This is a genomic window from Dickeya oryzae (assembly GCF_020406815.2).
GTDB lineage: Bacteria > Pseudomonadota > Gammaproteobacteria > Enterobacterales > Enterobacteriaceae > Dickeya > Dickeya oryzae.
The window spans coordinates 2,117,011-2,134,781 of sequence record NZ_CP162670.1; the positions used below are offsets into that span (position 1 = coordinate 2,117,011).

Consider the following 17,771-nt stretch of genomic DNA (forward strand, 5'->3'; position numbering starts at 1 on the left):
CCTTACTCTCTGTCTCTGAAGCTGCCGCGCTGAAGTCTGTCGCGGCGGGCCAGTTCGGCACTGACCGCATCGGCCACAATGCGGCCCAGTTCGCGGGCGTCCTGCCGTTCAACGCCGTGCAGGTGTATATGAATTTCCCCATTGAAACCACCCGCTGCGGGTGTTCTGGCCGCCGGACGACTGACCGGGGACGCGTCGGCTTGTTTGACGGGCTGTGTTGCCGCGACCACGGCGGGGCGGTCGCTGAGTGCCTGCATGGTCTGCACAGGCTGTGAGGGGGCAGAAGGTGTGCCGCCAGTAAGCCGGGATTCCTGCCATTCGCCACGCACGGCCAGCGCTTTCGGCAGGTTTTTGAAAACGATATCGCCGGGGCCGATGCGCTTTTTGGTTTCTTCCAACACGCCGCCGGTGTTGTCAGCAATCTTCTGCAAACGGCGCTGGGTACCGCTATCTCCGGTTAATGGCTGGGGTGGGGCGGTCTGGGTTTTTGTGTTTTCGCTTTTGTTCCCGTCGGTTTTAGACGACCAATTCCAGCCTTTTTGCACCATTTTTTTTTGTTGCGGATCCCATTCCCACATAACGGGATCTTTTTTCAGACTTTCGGCTTTAGCGCTTGCGGCATCCAGCCCGGCAGGGATTAAACCGAGCTTTTCCAGCACCCAGCCGATCCCCTCCATCAGCTTTTGCAGCGGCAATAGCAGCAATTCCAGCGCTGACCCTAGTACCCGGCCGAAGGCTTCACCCGCGCTGGCGCATTTATCCAGCGATTCTTTGCTGATCCCGATTGGCTCCAACAGTTTTTTAAACCATTCCCATACCTTTTCAACCGCTTGCCAGATAGGATCAAATATCGGTGCCAGTCTGGAAAAAGCATCACGTAACGGTGTCAACGCCTGCGTAATGCCGGTAAACATTCCGCTGAAAAATGCCTTGATAGGCTCCCAGAATCGCCAGATAAGCAGCCCGGCCGCCACAAATGCCGCACCAATCAACCCTATCGGGCTTAACAGAAATGACAGCACACTACCTAATATCGAGACAGCGCCGGTGATCAGGTTAAATAGTGCGGGTAGGCCAGTCAGCCGAAAAAGCATTATTCCCAGTGATTTCAGTGCCGACACCGGTGAGATAAAAGCGGCCAGTAACATGCCGCGTAGCGGGGCCAGTGTTGTGGTTAATCGGCCTGCGCTGCCGGAAAAAAGCTGTAGCCAGCCGCCCATGCGCGCCATTGGCCCGCCGAGCAGGCTACTTAACCCGGAAAACAGCGACACCGCGCCACCGACGCCCCGTGCGCCCAGCAGCACTGAAAAACCGAGCTGGAGCTTAGCCAGCGGACCCATCAGCAGACCGATTGCCAGTGAGGTACCACCGATCGCCACCGCGAATGCCGCCGCACCGCCGACAGCCAGTAACAGCGTCTGCGTCAGCCTGGGGTTTTCTTTCACCCAGCCGCTCACGTTGGTGATCACATCACTTAACCCCTGCGTCAGGCTGCGCAGCGGCCCGTCTGCCGTTTCTTCAACCTGAATGCGAAAACCTTCCCAGGCACTGTCGAGGTTTTTCAAATCGCCGCCCAGGTTATCCGCCATCTTTTTGGCGACGGCATCCGATTCTCCCTTGGCATTTTTCAACTCGCCTGACAGTTTACCCAGCGCACCACTACCTGCTGCCTTTACCAGCATTTGCAGGCTGACCAATGCTTCCTGACCTGCAATATCCTTGAAAAATGACAGCTGATCGACCTGGCCGTATTTTTTTGTGGTTTTGAATAGATCGAGCAGCACATCCTGCATCGGGCGCATTTTGCCTTTTGCGTCAGCCACTGATACACCAAGTTCTTTTAATGCATCAGCAGCTTCTTTGGGCGGTTTTGCCAGCCGTGCGAAAATGGCCAGCATAGCCGTACCTGCATCACTGCCTTTCTTGCCACCATTTGCGAGCATACCCGCCATCGCGGCTGCGTCTTCCAGACTTACCCCTAACGCCGCTGCTGCTGGCCCGGCGTATTTCATGGTTTCACCCAGGTTAGTCAGGTCGGTGTTAGTACGGGTAAAGGTGCCGGTCAGTACGTCACCCACGCGATCCATCTGGCTGGCATCCAGATTGAACTGTGAAAGAATGTTTGACCCGATATCGGCGGTTTCGCCCAGTTCCATGCCTCCGGCCAGTGCCATATTCAGCACGCCCGGCAATGCCGCTTGTATCGCCTGCGGCGTAAACCCGGCCATTGCCAGAAACGCCTGACCGCTGGCTGCGTCGCGGGTGGTGAATGCGGTTTCCGCGCCGAGCTTTTTGGCCTGCGCCCGCAGTACCGCCAGTTGCTGATCGCCTTTATCCAGCCGGGTCAGCGCCTGAACGCGTGACATCTCTTCATCAAACCCAACCGCCGGGGCCAGAAACTGCCCGCCTGCATATCCGACAGCCGCACCGCCCGCCACCGCCATCGTGCCGCTGCCACGCAGTTTGCCTGCCGTCTGTTGCATGCGTTCATAACGGGCGCGTGCCTGCGTAACCGCGGCCAGTTGTCGCCGCTCTCGCTCCAGTGTCTGGTTATATTGTTCGGTGCGCCGGATGGCGCTCTGGATAGTGGCGTTACTGCCGACAAGCGACACGCCGTGACCGCGTAGCGCCTGCGATGCGGCGCGCAGTTTCACCATTTCCTGATCACGGGTGACGTTCAGCCGTTCCAGTTTTGCGGCCAGTGCGGCCATGTGTTCACGTTGCTTATCGGTCAGCACGGTATTGTTTTGCTGGGCCTTTTTCAGCCCGTCCAGACTACGGCTGGCTTCATCAATCTTGCGTGAGGTCTTTTGTACGCTGTCGCGCAGGCGGTTGAAGGTCCTGGACTGATTATCCAGATCCTTAATAGCGGCCTGGGTGCGTTTGAGGGATTCAGACAAACCGCCCGCACTCTGGCGGGCGGCGTTGACCGGGCGGGTCAGCCGGTCGATAGCACTGAAGGCTACGCGGATATCAAGGCTTTTCATCGGCTTCACTGGCTCCACTTCGGATAGCCGCCCGCGCGCGCCAGGCTATCACGTCGCCCAGATCCATGCTGAACAGTTCAGAGGGCGGCCAGTTAAAAACAACGGCGATATCAGCGACCAGATCGTCTATCTGGTCGAACTGCAAGACGGTTACGCTTCCTCCGTCGCCTCCGCGTTCGGTTCGCCAGGCTCCGCATGCACTAAAAAAGGCGTGATGGCCTCCGCCAGTCGCATGAAATCGCGGGTATCCATCGCGTTAATCTCAGCCAGCTTCAGCTTTGGTGAGGTAACGCGCGTTAACAGGGTGGTGATGGAATCCACATCCATATTCAGGACGTTGACCAGCCGCAGGCCGCGCAGTGAGCCAGCCTGTTTGATATCGTCGGTGATGCTCACCTGGCTGATGGCGTTATCGCCCCGCACGATAGGCGTCGCCAGGGTTACGGTGTGTTCATTCGGTGTGTTCATGGTGACAGGCTCCGGGCGGCTTGTGGCCGCCATGATTCAGGTTGTTCAGTTACCCAGCCCCAGCGCAGACGTGATGCGATCCGGGTAGATGTTTTTGCCGTTTTTCTTGTAGATGAAATTCAGCAGGTCAATTTCCAGCACCGATTGATCGTCAATCGACAGCTTGTAATAGGTGTTTTTCAGCGCATAGGTAACGGACGTGTCTTCGCCCTGCTTGGACTCGCCGCCGTCTATCTCGGTAATACGCCCACGCATTTCCACCTCGACAAGCTGGCTATCGCCGTCGGTGTAGTATTCCCCCGCGAAGCGCAGGCGAACGTCATCGATATCGCCGCCGTATTCCAGCAGCAACTTTTTCTCCATGCCGCCGACGACCATCTGCGCTTCCAGCGCGCCGGAATCCATACCGAGATCGACCGCTACCGAGCCAATCATGCCCGCGCCCTGAAAGTCTTCAGTCTTGCGGGTCAGCTTTGGCAGCGTGACCGATGTGACCTTGCCGATCTGGTTGTTGCCGTTCACAAAACAGGTGAACAGGCGCAATTTATGCGGTACAGCCATTTACACCCCTCCCAGCGATGAGAACGCGGAGTCAAAATAGTCATCGGTGAACGTCTGGTATAACGTCAGGTCTTCCAGCGGCGGCACCGGTGTGTACTTATAACGCACGCGCACCTGTCCCTGCCGCAGGCCGGTGGTGGGGTTGTCCTGAATATCGAACCAGCATTCCCCGCCTATCAGCCTGCCCGCCGTAACCAGTGCACTCAGCTTGCCGTTGATGCCGTTCACCACGTCTTTCACGTTGGCCGGGGTCAGTGGCTCGTCAACAACCTCAAACTGTGCTTCTGCAATACTGTCAGCCAGGATTTGTGCGGTACGGGTGTACACCTCAAACAGGTAATCATGGGTGTCCGTGGTGCGGTTGCCCCAGAAGCGGAACCCGTTGCGCTTAATCAGCGTGGTGATCTCCTGATTGTTGAGTTCATTCGCGTCGCTGTCTTCGGCCTGAAGCGACCAGAACACATCCCGCGAGATGCCCAGCACGTTATTCACTGCCACGTTCGACAGCGACTTATGCCAGCCCTGATCGTTATCAATCGCTGCGCGCAGGCCGCAGGCATAGGCCGACGCCGGAAAGGTTTCATTGCTGCCGCTAAGCGGGTTATAAGCGATAAAATCAGGCCAGATCAGCATCAGCTCACGATACGCAAACTGCGCACGGTAGGTGATGGCCTCCGCCATCGTGCTGCAGCCGTGACAACCGGCATAGACAAATGCCCGCAGGTTTTGCGCAATCACACACAGCGCTGACGTCACTTCGGCGGTGTCATAGTCCGGCACTGCCAGAATGCGCGGCCGGTAGTTAACCTTGGCTTCTGCTGTCAGCAAGGCGTACATGCCGGTGTAACTGCCATCCGCCGCTGTCCCGCCTATAATCAGTTGGGATTGGGTTTTGTCGCCGCCTTCGGTTGCTGCTGCCACCCGTACCACGATCACTTTCGGGCTGGTCTGGTCAGAAATGGCTTTCAGCGTCTTATAGAGCGAGCCGGTTTTACCCGCCTTGCCCAGCACGCTATTCACCCGTGTGATGAGCACCGGCGTATTCAGGGGAAAGGTGTCTGCGTCCGCATCCTCCGCCACGGCCACCACGCCAATCACACTGGAATCAATGTCATTGATTGCGGTTACCAGGTCGGTATTTTCACGAACGCGCACACCGTGGAAACGTGTCTCGGACATGTTCGCCACCATTACGTTATTGAGTTCATGGCGATAATCCCCGATATCAGCCGCACACTCACGCGCTGACGGGTCTGGCCGTCCGGCGACAACAAAAAGCCATTTTTCCCCACGCGTGCGCGTGAAATCATGCGCGAAAACAGGGGGAAACGATGGCTATCACCGATCTGGCTGACTCACTTATCACTACGGCGAAACGCTACGATGACGCGCTAACTGAAGCGGTAAAAAGCCCGGCCTTTAGCATTACGCTGGGCGGGAAATCACTGAAGGAACTGAGCGACCGGCTGATCTCGTTGTCGCTGACCGACAACCGGGGTTTTGAGGCTGACCAGCTCACGCTGTCGATAGACGACAGCGACGGACGCGTGGAGCTGCCGCCGCGTGGCGCTCAGATTGCACTGTCCATCGGCTGGCAGGGTGAGGCGCTGACTTACAAAGGACTGTATACCGTGGATGAGATTTCCCACGAAGGCCCGCCCGATGTGCTGGGCGTGACGGCCAGAAGTGCGGATTTCCGCGAAGAGTTCAACGTGAAACGGGAGGTTTCCTGGCATGACGTGACGGTAGAGCGTGTCGTGTCGGCGATTGCGCACCGCTACGGTATGAAGGTGCAAATCAGCGACATGCTGATGAATATCGAAATCGACCACGCCGACCAGACGGAAGAGAGTGATATGTCATTCCTGACCCGTATGGCCGAGCAACTGGGGGCGATTGCCACCATCAAAAACGGCACCTTGTTGTTTATTCTGCCCGGCGGCGGTGTAACGGCATCCGGCAAGGCGCTGCCGTCGGCCAGTATCACCCGCAGCAGTGGTGACGGCCACCGTTTTCGCATTGCGGATCGGGATGCCTACACCGGTGTGCGCGCTTACTGGCTGGATCTGAAATTCGGTAAAAAGAAGAAGGTCAGTGTAAAGCGCCGCCGGACAAAGCCCAAACCGAAAAAGGAAAAGAGCAGCAGCCGTGAAGGCGATTACATCACCGGCGCGGAAGGTAACGTGTTCGTGCTGCGCAAGACCTATCAGAATGAAGAGGTCGCCAAACGGGCGGCGGCAGCTAAATGGCGACAGTTGCAACGCGGGGCCGCTGAATTTTCGATAACCCTGGCGCGTGGCCGTGCTGAGCTGTATCCCGAAATGCACCTGACAGTAAGCGGCTTTAAACCGGATATCGACAATCAGGACTGGATTATCGCCCGCGCGGAGCACGTTATTGATGGCAACGGCTTTACCACCCGTCTGGAACTGGAAGCAAAAATCCCTGACTGGATAGCAGAAAGTGAATAAAATGGCGGCGAGTTCAACTCCCACAGGGGAGCCATTATGTTCAGATGTCCTTTTTGCGGGGCAATGGCCCGCACCCGTACCAGTCGCCGCCTGAGCGATATCACCATCCGGCAGTATCACCAGTGCCAAAACCTGGAATGTAGCGAGACATTTACCACCCTCAACACGGTAGAACGGCGCGTATCAAAGCGTACACGGGAAGACCCGCTACCGCCTGACTTTATCCCGCAAGACGCCTTTCCGGCTTCGCATTACGGACGGGATCAGTTGAATCTGGCGTTGTAAAACAAAAGCCCCGCAGGATGAGTGCGGGGCTTTTAGCTATTAGAGATTATAAGGGCGGTAAATCCCGGCCCCCGTGAGGCGGCCTACACCTACTGATCCTCTCTAACGCCAGTTTCCACCCTTTTAAGAAGCCATGACGTCTAATCACAGAAATAGCATACGCTGAGCATGTCGGCTTATATCTGCATCTCCCCCTAATGGAATCAGGCGCAAGACTACGATAAAGTCCAATCATCTTTATGCTCAGCCAGGCCAACATGCTATGCCTCTTTGCGAAATGTGATTACATAGTAATTAACAGGCCCGTTTTTTTTGCCAAAAAGGAGTGAGGCACAGCCGGGTTGTTCTTCAACGCCAATGGTGTCAATCCGCTGAAACTCCCATCCGTCTTCAGCCTTTTCATTTACAACCTGCTCCAGATAATGTGCGGCGGCATTGTCTTTATCGACTTTTCTAGCGTTGACAATAATATTCGGTGGAATTTGAACCATTTTGTATTTATACACAGTGCTCTCCTTATTTCGTAATAATCGTGCCAGATGGCAGGTAAGTATTAATTACAAAGAAGCCATATGTAAACAATCGCTTTGTAGTGGTGTGATGGGATTTTATTGATTCGAATGCTATATATTTCATTGAAATAAATCATCAACTGCAATCATAGGAAACCCCGTCACCGTCTGAATTTATTCCGAAGACGTTTTCCCCGCATCGCGTTATGGGTGGGAGCAGTTGAATATGGCGCTATAAAACAGAAGCCCCGCAGGATGATTGCGGGGCTTTGAAAAGTTATTTTACTTGCTGTGTGTATGGGCAGCGATAACGATCTTACCTCCGTCACCTTTTGCTTTGCCAACTTCTTCACAAGAAGATTTCGGGCTTTCAAAAATAAACCCAGAGCGGCTATTTCGGTTTAATACATGTATCTCTTTTATTTTGTTGAGATATGCAGTTTTCTTTGCCTCAAACCATAGCGGGGTGCATACCCCCATTAATATGACCGATTCATAGATCTCATTGCTTACACGGTCTTCATTCATTGTTAGCCGGATGACACCACCATTTTCCGAAAAGATTATTGGGTGCCACGGCTTGAGCGATTTTTGCAGGACTGAGTGATTTATTGACTGGGCAGAAGCGCAGAATGAAGCTAATAACAACAGTGCGCATGTACACTTTTTCATGAGGTATCTCCTGATTTATTAATCCTTTTATTTTTGCTCTGTGCATTGGTTGCACAGAGTGGTTAAAGATAGGGGGGCAATACTTATAACAACAAGCCCCGTGAAACGGGGCTTGTTGTTGATGTGGTCAATGTGTGGACGCTGAAAGAAATAAATCCTTTTATTTCAATTGATTAGTGATTATTTCAAGTCACCAATAACTGACATGCGAGGTTTCTCCAGGTTGGGCCGGGAAATAACGGCCTGCAATGAGCGCAGTAACAACAGGGTAGCACGGAGGGCTACACCACGGTGTTCGGCGTCGAATCTGTTTTGTCAGCCTGCCAGCCGATGAGAGCAGGCTGACAAAACAGGTTCTGATTTATTTCGGCAGGAGTGGTGAAAAAATTTCCGGAAGAAATCTTTAGCGCCGCTAAGCGGCCCACAAAGAAAACGGACTGGATACCCGTTATAAAAAGGCCCCACCGATGTGGAGCCTTTAGTTTACGCCTTTCAGACAGACATGTAATTACATGGACTGAGTGAAAGTACGGGTAATAACGTCTTGCTGCTGTTCTTTGGTCAGCGAGTTAAAGCGAACGGCGTAACCTGATACACGGATGGTCAACTGCGGATATTTTTCCGGGTTTTCCATCGCGTCGAGCAGCATTTCGCGGTTCATTACGTTGACGTTCAGGTGTTGACCACCTTCGATAGACGCTTCGTGGTGGAAGTAACCATCCATCAAACCAGCCAGGTTGGTTTTACGCACGTCATCGTCTTTACCCAGTGCGTTCGGCACGATAGAGAAGGTATAAGAGATACCATCTTTTGCGTAGGCGAACGGCAGTTTAGCGACGGAGGTCAGAGAGGCAACGGCACCTTTCTGGTCACGACCGTGCATCGGGTTGGCACCCGGTCCGAACGGTGCACCAGCGCGACGACCATCCGGGGTGTTACCGGTTTTCTTACCGTATACCACGTTGGAGGTGATGGTCAGTACGGACTGAGTCGGGGTAGCACCACGGTAGGTATTCAGTTTCTGAATTTTCTTCATGAAACGTTCAACCAGGTCACAAGCCAGGTCATCGACACGCGGGTCGTTGTTACCAAACTGCGGGTATTCACCTTCGATGTTAAAGTCTACAGCCAGACCACTTTCGTCACGAACCGGTTTGACTTTGGCATATTTGATGGCAGACAGGGAGTCAGCTGCAACAGACAGACCTGCGATACCACATGCCATAGTACGGAACACGTCTCGGTCATGCAGAGCCATCAGCGATGCTTCGTAGCTGTATTTGTCGTGCATGTAGTGGATGATGTTCAGCGCGGTGACGTACTGTTTAGCCAGCCAGTCCATGAAGTGATCCATACGTTCCATCACTTCGTCAAAGTTCAGTACATCGCCTTTGATCGGTTCGGATTTCGGACCAACCTGCATTTTCAGTTTTTCGTCCACACCGCCGTTGATTGCGTACAGCATGGTTTTCGCCAGGTTAGCGCGGGCACCGAAGAACTGCATTTGTTTACCGACAACCATCGGGCTTACACAGCAAGCGATAGCATAATCGTCGTTGTTGAAGTCCGGACGCATCAGGTCATCGTTCTCGTACTGCAGAGAAGAGGTATCGATAGACACTTTAGCGGCGAATTTCTTGAAGTTCAGCGGCAGTTTTTCAGACCACAGGATGGTCATGTTCGGTTCCGGAGACGGCCCCATGGTGTACAGGGTGTTCAGGAAACGGAAGCTGTTTTTGGTAACCAGCGTACGGCCATCCAGACCCATACCAGCCAGAGATTCCGTTGCCCAAATCGGGTCACCGGAGAACAGTTCATCGTATTCAGGGGTACGCAGGAAACGCACCATACGCAGTTTCATCACCAGGTGGTCGATCAATTCCTGAGCGTCTTGCTCGGTGATTTTGCCTGCTTTCAGATCGCGCTCGATGTAGACATCCAGGAACGTAGACACACGACCAAAGGACATCGCCGCGCCGTTCTGAGATTTCACCGCAGCCAGATAGCCGAAGTAAGTCCACTGAACCGCTTCTTTGGCGTTGGTTGCCGGGCCAGCGATATCGCAGCCATACTTCGCCGCCATCTCTTTGATTTGTGACAGAGCGTGGTGCTGGTCGGCAATTTCTTCACGCAGACGGATAGTCGCTTCCAGATCTTCGCCGTTTTCCAGTTTGGACTGCAGGGAAGTGAACTGAGCGAATTTGTCCGCCATCAGATAGTCGATACCGTACAGAGCAACACGACGGTAGTCACCGATGATACGACCACGGCCATAAGCATCAGGCAGACCAGTCAATACGCCAGACTTACGGCAGCGCAGGATATCCGGCGTATAAACATCGAATACACCCTGGTTGTGGGTTTTACGGTATTCGGTGAAGATTTTTTTCAGCTGCGGGTCCAGTTCACGGCCATAAACCTTACAGGAGCCTTCAACCATTTTGATACCGCCGAACGGAATCAGTGCACGTTTCAGCGGAGCGTCTGTTTGCAGACCGACGATTTTTTCCAGGCCTTTATTGATATAGCCAGCATCGTGAGAGGTGATGGTGGCAGCAACGTCGGTATCGAAATCAACCGGCGCATGGGTGCGGTTTTCCTGTTTGATGCCTTCCATAACGGCATCCCACAGTTTAGTCGTTGCCGGGGTAGCACCGGCCAAAAAGGATTCGTCACCTTCATACGGCGCGTAGTTTTTCTGAATGAAGTCACGTACGTTGACGCCATTCTGCCATTCGCCTTTGCTAAAACCTTCCCAAGCCTGGGCGAGTTTCTGATTAAGTTCGGTCATATTACACCTACCTTTGATTTGGATTTTTATAACCCGACGTTGCGGCCGACAGCAGCTTAGTGCTGATCCCCACCGCGCAAATAAATGACCCAATAGGTCAAGCCTACCAGCAGTCCACCACCAATAATGTTGCCGATCGTGACAGGAATCAGGTTATCGACAATAAAGTTGCTGATGGTCAAGTGTTCAAACTGGCCCGGCGTCATGCTGATGGCGTGCCAGAAAGTTTCTGGAGCGAAATTCTTAACCACAATCCCCATCGGGATCATGAACATGTTGGCGATACTATGCTCGAAACCGCTGGCGACGAACATCGCGACAGGCAGAATCATTGCCAGCATTTTGTCAGTCAGCGTACGGCCAGAATAGCTCATCCAAACAGCCAGGCAGACCATCAGGTTTGCCAGTATCCCAAGACATAACGCTTCAACGAACGTATGTTCCAGTTTGTGATTAGCCGTTTGCAGTACATTCAGGCCCCAGGCGCCATTTGCCACCGTGTGCTCGCCGGAAAACCACATCAACGCAACGAAAAACAACGCGCCAATCAGGTTGCCGACATAGACATTGAGCCAGTTTAATCCTAGCTGTTTCCAGGTAATACGCCCGCTGGCTTTAGCGATAACAATCAGCACTGTCGATGTGAATAAATCAGCACCGCAGACAACCACCAGCATCAATCCCAGGGAGAAGCAGATACCCCCAACCAGTTTAGCCATTCCATACGGCATGGACGAGGAACCGGTGGTCGCGGTGATATAAAAAACGAATGCGATTGAAATAAATACGCCAGCAGTGATCGCCAGGAAAAACGTAGTAAGCGGTTGTTTTGTTGCTTTATACACACCGGCATCTTCTGCGACTTTCGCCATCGCTGGTGGTAATAACAAGGTGAAGGGGTTGTCAGCTTTCACACTAACTCTCTCTTAAAAATTATCTACGGTGAGATACTAACAAAGGGTTATTCGCCATAATTTGACGTGGATCATACCGCTGGAATTTATTAGGCTGATCAGGAGGAGGTTTTGGGGTGATTTAATGCATATCATATTGTTTTTTATGTGGAAAATTTTTTTTAAAAATTATCAAAACAGTTGAATAATGGGTTGAAATTAGCCTGTATGACGTTAAATAAAATAAGTCTTTGTAGTGATATCATATTTCAAGTTTATATTATTTAATTTGCCATTTACCATTCGATAACAATAACGAATTTATAAAAGTCATCTCGGTGTACTTTAAATTAACCATAAAAAATATGTGGTTAATCGGTGTATTGGGCGACGAAAGATCTGCAGGGCAGAGAACCGGTATAAAAATAGGTCATATCCCTGTCATTGCGCACGTTGCAACGGTGTTGGCGCGCTTACTTGCCTGGTCAATAGGCTTCGATTTGCATACCAGTTCGTGATGTTGTTCAACATGTGAGAGCGTTGTTTTGCAAGTCAACTTGTGGGTGTAAACGCAGAGTCTGTTGATACGCAGTGGTCTGTGTCGCAAACAGTAACCGGATAAAACAGCAGCCGGATAACGATAGCGTCATCCGGTCTGCTGAGATAACGCTTACTTCACCTGCCAGTGTGCACGCTTAGCGCGCTGCAATTTTCCATAGGCTGCCAGCAGGGACTGATGAGCGGGCAGTGCTTTCAAATCGGCATCAACGGTGAATAAGCCATAGAAGCATTGCTCACCGGCAATCGCTGCGCTGGCGGCATCGACGGCATCCTGGCCGTACATACGGACAAAGGCATCGTAGTACTGAGCAGGGTCGCGTTCAGGCTCCAGCGCCAGTTGCAGCAGTGTTTGCAGGCAACGGTAATAATTACCGCGCTCTGCAGAGAAGACTGACTGGTTGAAATCCAGTGACCATTCGGCCCAGCTTAGTGCTTGCTCCAGATCGCCGCCTGCCAGTGCCAGCATGGATTTCAGCTCGCCAATACGCAATGTGAACCAGCCGTTATCTTTACCGGTTGCTATCCCCAGCAATTCGCGCACTCGGGTAAAATCATCCAGGCCTTCATCGTCCAGTTGCTGTAACAATGCCAGATAGTCTTCTTTTTCCCACTGGCTATCCGGCAGGGACAGCAGTGTTTCGCGCAGATGCGCTCCCATACTGTTGTTTGCCAACAGCAGGTCTTCTGCCGGATAGATATCGGACATGCCCGGCACCAGAATACGGCAGGCATACACTGAGAGATGCTCATAATCCGCGATGTAAACTTCTTTATCTTCCTTATTGAAGATGGCCATCAGTGTCGCGAATTCTTGCTCGGTAGTGCCGCTGAAATTCCAATCGGCGAAGTCATAATCTGACTGGGTTTTAAACAAATCCCAGGAGATAAGACCGCTGGAATCGATAAAATGGGTTTCCAGATTGGTGTGTTCGGCAACTTCCTCATTATCGAATGTCGGCGGTGTGAACACGTCCAGATCTTTCAGTCCACGGCCCTGAAGCAATTCGGTCACCGTTCTCTCAAGCGCTACGCCAAAATCTGGATGTGCGCCGAACGATGCAAAACAGGTGCCATTAGCCGGGTTGAACAGCACGACACAGATAACCGGGTACTGACCACCGAGCGAAGCATCATAGGCAAATATTGGAAAGCCTTCTTGCTCCAGTGTGGCAATGGCTTCCACCACGCCTGGATAACGTGATAACACCTCCGCCGGGATCGACGGCAGGCTGATGGACTCGGCGATAATCCGGTTTTTCACATAACGTTCGAATACTTCTGACAGCCCCTGAACACGCGCTTCATTGCGGGTATTCCCTGCCGACATGCCGTTCGACACGTACAAATTACCGATGATGTTCATCGGGATGTAAACCGTCTGCTGGTCAGACTGGCGGGTAAACGGCAGGGCGCAGATACCGCGATCGTGGTTGCCAGATTGCAGATCGATAAGATCGCTGGCGACCAGTTGCTGCTCCGGATCGTAGAAAGCATGCAAACGAGCATCCAGAATGCCTTCCGGCAGGCTGTCATCTTCAGGAAGCGGGAACCACTTCTCGTCAGGGTAATGCACGAAGTCACCTTCGGCGATGTGTTGTCCCAGATAGAAGTCGGCAAAAAAGTAGTTAGTGGACAGACGTTCGAAGTACTCACCCAATGCGGAAGCCAGCGCCGCTTTGCGGGTCGCGCCTTTACCATTGGTGAAACACAGTGCGCAGTCGCGGTCGCGGATATGTACCGACCAGACGTTGGGCACCGGGTTCAGCCAAGAGGCTTCTTCGATGTTAAACCCCAGGTCGAGGAGTTGTTGTTGAAAACGGGCGATGGAATCTTCCAGGGCGGCGTCTTTGCCTGGGATAAACGTTTGGGTCATGGTTCGAACCTGAATGTGTGATGAGGAGGCTGCATCATACGTGGTTTTGTGTACTGACTCTATCCCGCATGTTGTGTATTGCGCGGCGCTTCCCGATGACAATGCAACAGAGGGGTAACCGAAACCGTAACAGGCGGGGGAGTACGCAAGTTTTCCGCCATCAGGGCAATAAGCGTTGCAGGCAAGAAAGACGAATGATAAAACCGATAGCAAGGTAAACTGATGCGACGTAGACAGGTCGCTATTGATATGTGGTGAAGGGAAATGACTCAGGTTTTTAATTTTAGTGCTGGTCCGGCCATGTTACCGGTAGAAGTATTACGTCGAGCAGAACAAGAACTGTGCAACTGGCACGGGTTGGGTACCTCGGTGATGGAAATCAGCCACCGCAGCAAAGAATTCATGCAGGTGGCCAGCGAATCTGAACAGGATTTGCGTGATTTGCTGAAAATCCCCTCGAATTACAAGGTATTGTTCTGTCATGGTGGTGCCCGTGCCCAGTTTGCGGCGGTTCCGCTCAATCTGCTGGGGGAGAAAACCCACGCGGATTATATTGATGGCGGGTACTGGGCGCACAGCGCGGTTAAAGAAGCTGAGAAATATCTCACACCGACCGTTATTGATGTGAAAACCCGCGCTGATGGTCTGCGTGGTGTGAAGCCGATGAGTGAGTGGGTGCTGTCAGATGACGCCGCTTATGTACATTACTGCCCGAATGAAACCATCGACGGTCTGGCAATCGAAGAAGAGCCGGATTTCGGCGATAAAATTGTGGTGGCGGACTACTCTTCCAGTATTTTGTCGCGTCCGCTGGATGTGAGCCGTTACGGCGTCATTTATGCCGGTGCACAGAAAAACGTAGGGCCAGCTGGCCTGACGCTGGTGATTGTGCGGGATGACCTGCTCGGCAAGGCTCGCCGTGAATTGCCGTCGATTCTGGATTACAAAATTCTGGCTGATAACGACTCCATGTTTAACACGCCGCCGACATTTGCCTGGTATCTGTCCGGCATGGTGTTCAAGTGGCTGAAAGAGCAGGGTGGCCTGTTGGAGATGGAAAAACGCAATCAGGCGAAGGCCGATCTGCTGTACTCCGCCATTGATGGCAGCGATTTTTATCGTAATGATGTTGTCCCAGGCAGCCGTTCGCGTATGAACGTGCCATTCCAGTTGGCCGATGCCGCGTTGGATCCGGTATTCCTGCAGGAAGCTCAGGCTGCCGGGTTGCATGCGCTGAAAGGCCATCGTGTTGTGGGCGGGATGCGTGCATCTATCTATAATGCTATGCCGCTGAGTGGTGTAAAAGCACTGACGGAGTTCATGGCAGACTTCGAGCGCCGTCACGGCTGATCACGTGATAAAACGTAATAAATAGAGCGCATTAGCGTGCTGTTTTTTATTTAAAACCCCGGTTATCTGGCCGGGGTTTTTATGTAAACTTTTGGAGAACATGTTCCACATGCAGGAATCCCTGACCCTACAACCGATCTCATTAATTGACGGCACCATTAATTTGCCGGGTTCTAAAAGTGTGTCTAACCGCGCCTTGCTGTTAGCGGCGTTGGCGAAAGGGACAACGCGGCTGACTAATCTGCTGGATAGCGATGATGTGCGCCATATGCTCAACGCCCTGAGTGCTCTGGGCGTTGAATATCATTTGTCTGCCAGTCGTACGGAGTGTGACATTGTGGGACTGGGCGGTGCGTTCACTGCGTCTGCACCACTGGAGTTGTTTTTGGGAAATGCCGGAACGGCGATGCGTCCACTGGCGGCAGCGCTATGCCTGACAGAGGGCGATATTGTGCTGACTGGTGAGCCGCGCATGAAAGAGCGACCAATCGGCCATTTGGTGGATGCGTTACGCCAGGGTGGCGCGCGTATCGATTATCTGGAGCAGGAAAACTACCCGCCATTGCGTTTGCGTGGGGGCTTTCAGGGCGGCGAAATTAGCGTAGATGGTTCTGTATCAAGCCAGTTTCTGACCGCACTGCTGATGACTGCACCGCTGGCAGCACAGGATACGCAGATCACTATCAAGGGTGACCTGGTTTCTAAGCCTTATATCGACATTACCCTGCATATGATGCAAACCTTCGGTATTACGGTTACCAATAATAATTACCAGACTTTTGTGGTTGCCGGTAATCAGCATTATCAGTCACCTGGGCATTATCTGGTAGAAGGCGATGCCTCGTCGGCTTCCTATTTCCTGGCCGCTGCCGCTATTCGGGGCGGAACGGTGCGTGTGACTGGCGTTGGTCGCAACAGCGTGCAAGGGGATATCCGTTTTGCTGATGTGCTGGAGAAAATGGGCGCGCAGGTTCGTTGGGGAGATGACTATATTGAATGTCAGCGTGGTGAGTTGCATGCGATTGATATGGACATGAACCATATTCCTGATGCGGCGATGACCATTGCTACCGCCGCGTTGTTCGCTGAGGGGGGAACGACGACGCTGCGTAATATCTACAACTGGCGCGTTAAAGAAACCGATCGTCTGGCTGCGATGGCGACAGAACTGCGTAAAGTCGGTGCTGAAGTGGAAGAAGGGCATGATTACATTCGTATTACGCCGCCGAAGCAGCTAAAAGCCGCAGAAATCGGGACTTATAATGACCACCGTATGGCGATGTGTTTCTCTCTGGTGGCGTTATCAGATACGCCTGTCACTATCCTTGACCCTAAATGTACTGCCAAAACGTTCCCGGATTATTTCCAGCAACTGGAACGTCTGAGCCAGCACGGCTAACGCGTTAACGCACGGAGTGGCTGGACTGATCTGTCAGTAGAACTCTGTGCGTTATTATTTAGCGTTATACTCTGGGGATCACAATATTTTCCCGATTTTCTGCAGTAATAAGCCTTTAATCTCACGCTTGCTGCCACAGCAAGGTATAATGGCGACATGTATTATCTGTATGAATGTTGTCTGCAATGACAGGCGATTTCCCGGTTTTAAAGGAGTGAGAAATGGCGGTGACTGCACCGGTAATTACGGTCGACGGGCCCGGTGGCGCAGGCAAGGGGACCTTGTGTAAAGCGCTGGCTAATGCACTGCAATGGAATCTGCTGGATTCCGGTGCGATTTATCGCGTGCTGGCGTTGGCGGCGTTACACCATCAGGTTGATATCACGTCTGAAGAGGCGTTAGTGCCGATAGCATCGCACCTGGATGTGCAGTTTGTGCCGGAAGATGGGCAACTCAAAGTGATTCTTGAAGGCGAAGATGTCAGCAATGAAATCCGCACTCAGGAGGTTGGCAATACCGCGTCTCAGGCAGCAGTGTTCCCACGGGTGCGTGAAGCGTTATTGCGCCGCCAGCGTGCGTTTCGCGATGCGCCAGGGCTGATTGCCGATGGCCGCGACATGGGAACGGTGGTTTTTCCTGATGCCCCGGTGAAGATATTTCTGGATGCCAGTGCAGAGGAACGCGCGAAACGTCGCATGCTCCAGTTGCAGGCGAAAGGCTTTAATGTTAACTTTGAACGTCTTTTGTCCGAGATTAAAGAGCGTGATGATCGCGATCGTAACCGTTCGGTTGCACCACTGGTGCCAGCACCGGATGCACTGGTTCTCGATTCCACGCACATGACGTTGGACGAAGTGGTCAAGCAGGCTCTGGCGTATGTTCGTCAGGTATTGCCGCAATTGGCCTGATATATTTCTTACCCCGCCGCAAGGATGCCTCGGGGATGTG

16 protein-coding genes are annotated in these 17,771 nt (G+C 52.7%); 5 read left to right on the forward strand and 11 right to left on the reverse strand.

Going from position 1 to position 17,771, the window contains the following annotated elements:
• Positions 1-2: 2 nt before the first annotated feature.
• From LF929_RS09285 to LF929_RS09305, 5 genes are read right to left on the reverse strand one after another with little or no spacing between them, the layout of a single operon-like run.
• Complete coding sequence (locus LF929_RS09285; protein WP_210194389.1) at positions 3-2,987, reverse strand: phage tail tape measure protein; 2,985 nt, start codon at positions 2,985-2,987, stop codon at positions 3-5.
• Positions 2,974-3,132, reverse strand: coding sequence for a GpE family phage tail protein (locus tag LF929_RS09290; protein WP_016940976.1), 159 nt, complete (start codon positions 3,130-3,132; stop codon positions 2,974-2,976). Before LF929_RS09290 ends, LF929_RS09285 begins: the two co-directional genes overlap by 14 nt.
• Before the next feature lie 5 nt (positions 3,133-3,137).
• Positions 3,138-3,455 carry a phage tail assembly protein gene (locus tag LF929_RS09295; protein WP_016940977.1) on the reverse strand — a complete coding sequence of 106 codons (318 nt, stop codon included), beginning with the start codon at positions 3,453-3,455 and terminating at the stop codon, positions 3,138-3,140.
• A gap of 45 nt (positions 3,456-3,500) precedes the next feature.
• Positions 3,501-4,016, reverse strand: a complete 516-nt coding sequence (locus tag LF929_RS09300) for a phage major tail tube protein (RefSeq protein WP_016940978.1) — start codon at positions 4,014-4,016, stop codon at positions 3,501-3,503.
• Positions 4,017-5,195 (reverse strand): phage tail sheath family protein, encoded by a 1,179-nt coding sequence (locus LF929_RS09305; RefSeq protein ID WP_210194388.1) that lies wholly within the window; start codon positions 5,193-5,195, stop codon positions 4,017-4,019. It abuts the gene before it with no gap.
• Positions 5,196-5,347: 152 nt separating this feature from the next.
• Between LF929_RS09305 and LF929_RS09310 the strand changes: the two genes are divergently transcribed.
• Both LF929_RS09310 and LF929_RS09315 read left to right on the forward strand, forming a co-directional pair.
• Positions 5,348-6,487, forward strand: a complete 1,140-nt coding sequence (locus tag LF929_RS09310) for a phage late control D family protein (protein ID WP_210194387.1) — start codon at positions 5,348-5,350, stop codon at positions 6,485-6,487.
• A 36-nt stretch (positions 6,488-6,523) separates the two neighbouring features.
• Complete coding sequence (locus tag LF929_RS09315) at positions 6,524-6,772, forward strand: ogr/Delta-like zinc finger family protein (protein WP_026357823.1); 249 nt, start codon at positions 6,524-6,526, stop codon at positions 6,770-6,772.
• Positions 6,773-6,818: 46 nt separating this feature from the next.
• On the opposite strand, the gene yidD is transcribed toward LF929_RS09315, so the two are convergent.
• The 6 genes from yidD to ycaO all read right to left on the reverse strand — a co-directional run bounded on the left by yidD (position 6,819) and on the right by ycaO (position 14,074).
• On the reverse strand, positions 6,819-7,031 hold the full coding sequence (gene yidD, locus LF929_RS09320; protein WP_210194386.1) for a membrane protein insertion efficiency factor YidD: 213 nt from the start codon (positions 7,029-7,031) through the stop codon (positions 6,819-6,821).
• Between the two features lies 1 nt (position 7,032).
• Positions 7,033-7,278, reverse strand: a complete 246-nt coding sequence (locus LF929_RS09325) for a hypothetical protein (protein WP_038904544.1) — start codon at positions 7,276-7,278, stop codon at positions 7,033-7,035.
• Between the two features lie 288 nt (positions 7,279-7,566).
• Positions 7,567-7,956 (reverse strand): hypothetical protein, encoded by a 390-nt coding sequence (locus LF929_RS09330; protein WP_038904543.1) that lies wholly within the window; start codon positions 7,954-7,956, stop codon positions 7,567-7,569.
• A 508-nt stretch (positions 7,957-8,464) separates the two neighbouring features.
• The gene (gene pflB, locus LF929_RS09335) at positions 8,465-10,747 is read right to left on the reverse strand and encodes a formate C-acetyltransferase (protein ID WP_038908147.1); all 2,283 of its coding nucleotides are present in this window, start codon (positions 10,745-10,747) and stop codon (positions 8,465-8,467) included.
• 56 nt (positions 10,748-10,803) lie between these two features.
• Complete coding sequence (gene focA / locus LF929_RS09340; RefSeq protein ID WP_038908146.1) at positions 10,804-11,661, reverse strand: formate transporter FocA; 858 nt, start codon at positions 11,659-11,661, stop codon at positions 10,804-10,806.
• Between the two features lie 649 nt (positions 11,662-12,310).
• The gene (gene ycaO / locus LF929_RS09345; RefSeq protein ID WP_038908145.1) at positions 12,311-14,074 is read right to left on the reverse strand and encodes a 30S ribosomal protein S12 methylthiotransferase accessory factor YcaO; all 1,764 of its coding nucleotides are present in this window, start codon (positions 14,072-14,074) and stop codon (positions 12,311-12,313) included.
• Positions 14,075-14,338: 264 nt separating this feature from the next.
• Between ycaO and serC the strand changes: the two genes are divergently transcribed.
• The 3 genes from serC to cmk all read left to right on the forward strand — a co-directional run bounded on the left by serC (position 14,339) and on the right by cmk (position 17,731).
• Positions 14,339-15,424, forward strand: a complete 1,086-nt coding sequence (gene serC / locus LF929_RS09350; protein WP_038904538.1) for a 3-phosphoserine/phosphohydroxythreonine transaminase — start codon at positions 14,339-14,341, stop codon at positions 15,422-15,424.
• A gap of 109 nt (positions 15,425-15,533) precedes the next feature.
• On the forward strand, positions 15,534-16,823 hold the full coding sequence (gene aroA, locus LF929_RS09355) for a 3-phosphoshikimate 1-carboxyvinyltransferase (protein ID WP_038908143.1): 1,290 nt from the start codon (positions 15,534-15,536) through the stop codon (positions 16,821-16,823).
• A 221-nt stretch (positions 16,824-17,044) separates the two neighbouring features.
• Entirely contained in the window at positions 17,045-17,731 is a 687-nt protein-coding gene (gene cmk, locus LF929_RS09360; protein WP_038904537.1) for a (d)CMP kinase, read from the forward strand.
• Positions 17,732-17,771: the final 40 nt, after the last annotated feature.

Coding starts and splice junctions, on each gene's coding strand:
- LF929_RS09285 (WP_210194389.1), bottom strand. CDS start 2,987: ATGAAAAGCCTTGATATCCGCGTAGCCTTCAGTGCTATCGACCGGCTG.
- LF929_RS09305 (WP_210194388.1), bottom strand. CDS start 5,195: ATGTCCGAGACACGTTTCCACGGTGTGCGCGTTCGTGAAAATACCGAC.
- LF929_RS09310 (WP_210194387.1), top strand. CDS start 5,348: ATGGCTATCACCGATCTGGCTGACTCACTTATCACTACGGCGAAACGC.
- LF929_RS09330 (WP_038904543.1), bottom strand. CDS start 7,956: ATGAAAAAGTGTACATGCGCACTGTTGTTATTAGCTTCATTCTGCGCT.
- LF929_RS09300 (WP_016940978.1), bottom strand. CDS start 4,016: ATGGCTGTACCGCATAAATTGCGCCTGTTCACCTGTTTTGTGAACGGC.
- LF929_RS09295 (WP_016940977.1), bottom strand. CDS start 3,455: ATGAACACACCGAATGAACACACCGTAACCCTGGCGACGCCTATCGTG.
- ycaO (WP_038908145.1), bottom strand. CDS start 14,074: ATGACCCAAACGTTTATCCCAGGCAAAGACGCCGCCCTGGAAGATTCC.
- serC (WP_038904538.1), top strand. CDS start 14,339: ATGACTCAGGTTTTTAATTTTAGTGCTGGTCCGGCCATGTTACCGGTA.
- LF929_RS09315 (WP_026357823.1), top strand. CDS start 6,524: ATGTTCAGATGTCCTTTTTGCGGGGCAATGGCCCGCACCCGTACCAGT.
- yidD (WP_210194386.1), bottom strand. CDS start 7,031: ATGTTGGCCTGGCTGAGCATAAAGATGATTGGACTTTATCGTAGTCTT.
- cmk (WP_038904537.1), top strand. CDS start 17,045: ATGGCGGTGACTGCACCGGTAATTACGGTCGACGGGCCCGGTGGCGCA.
- aroA (WP_038908143.1), top strand. CDS start 15,534: ATGCAGGAATCCCTGACCCTACAACCGATCTCATTAATTGACGGCACC.
- pflB (WP_038908147.1), bottom strand. CDS start 10,747: ATGACCGAACTTAATCAGAAACTCGCCCAGGCTTGGGAAGGTTTTAGC.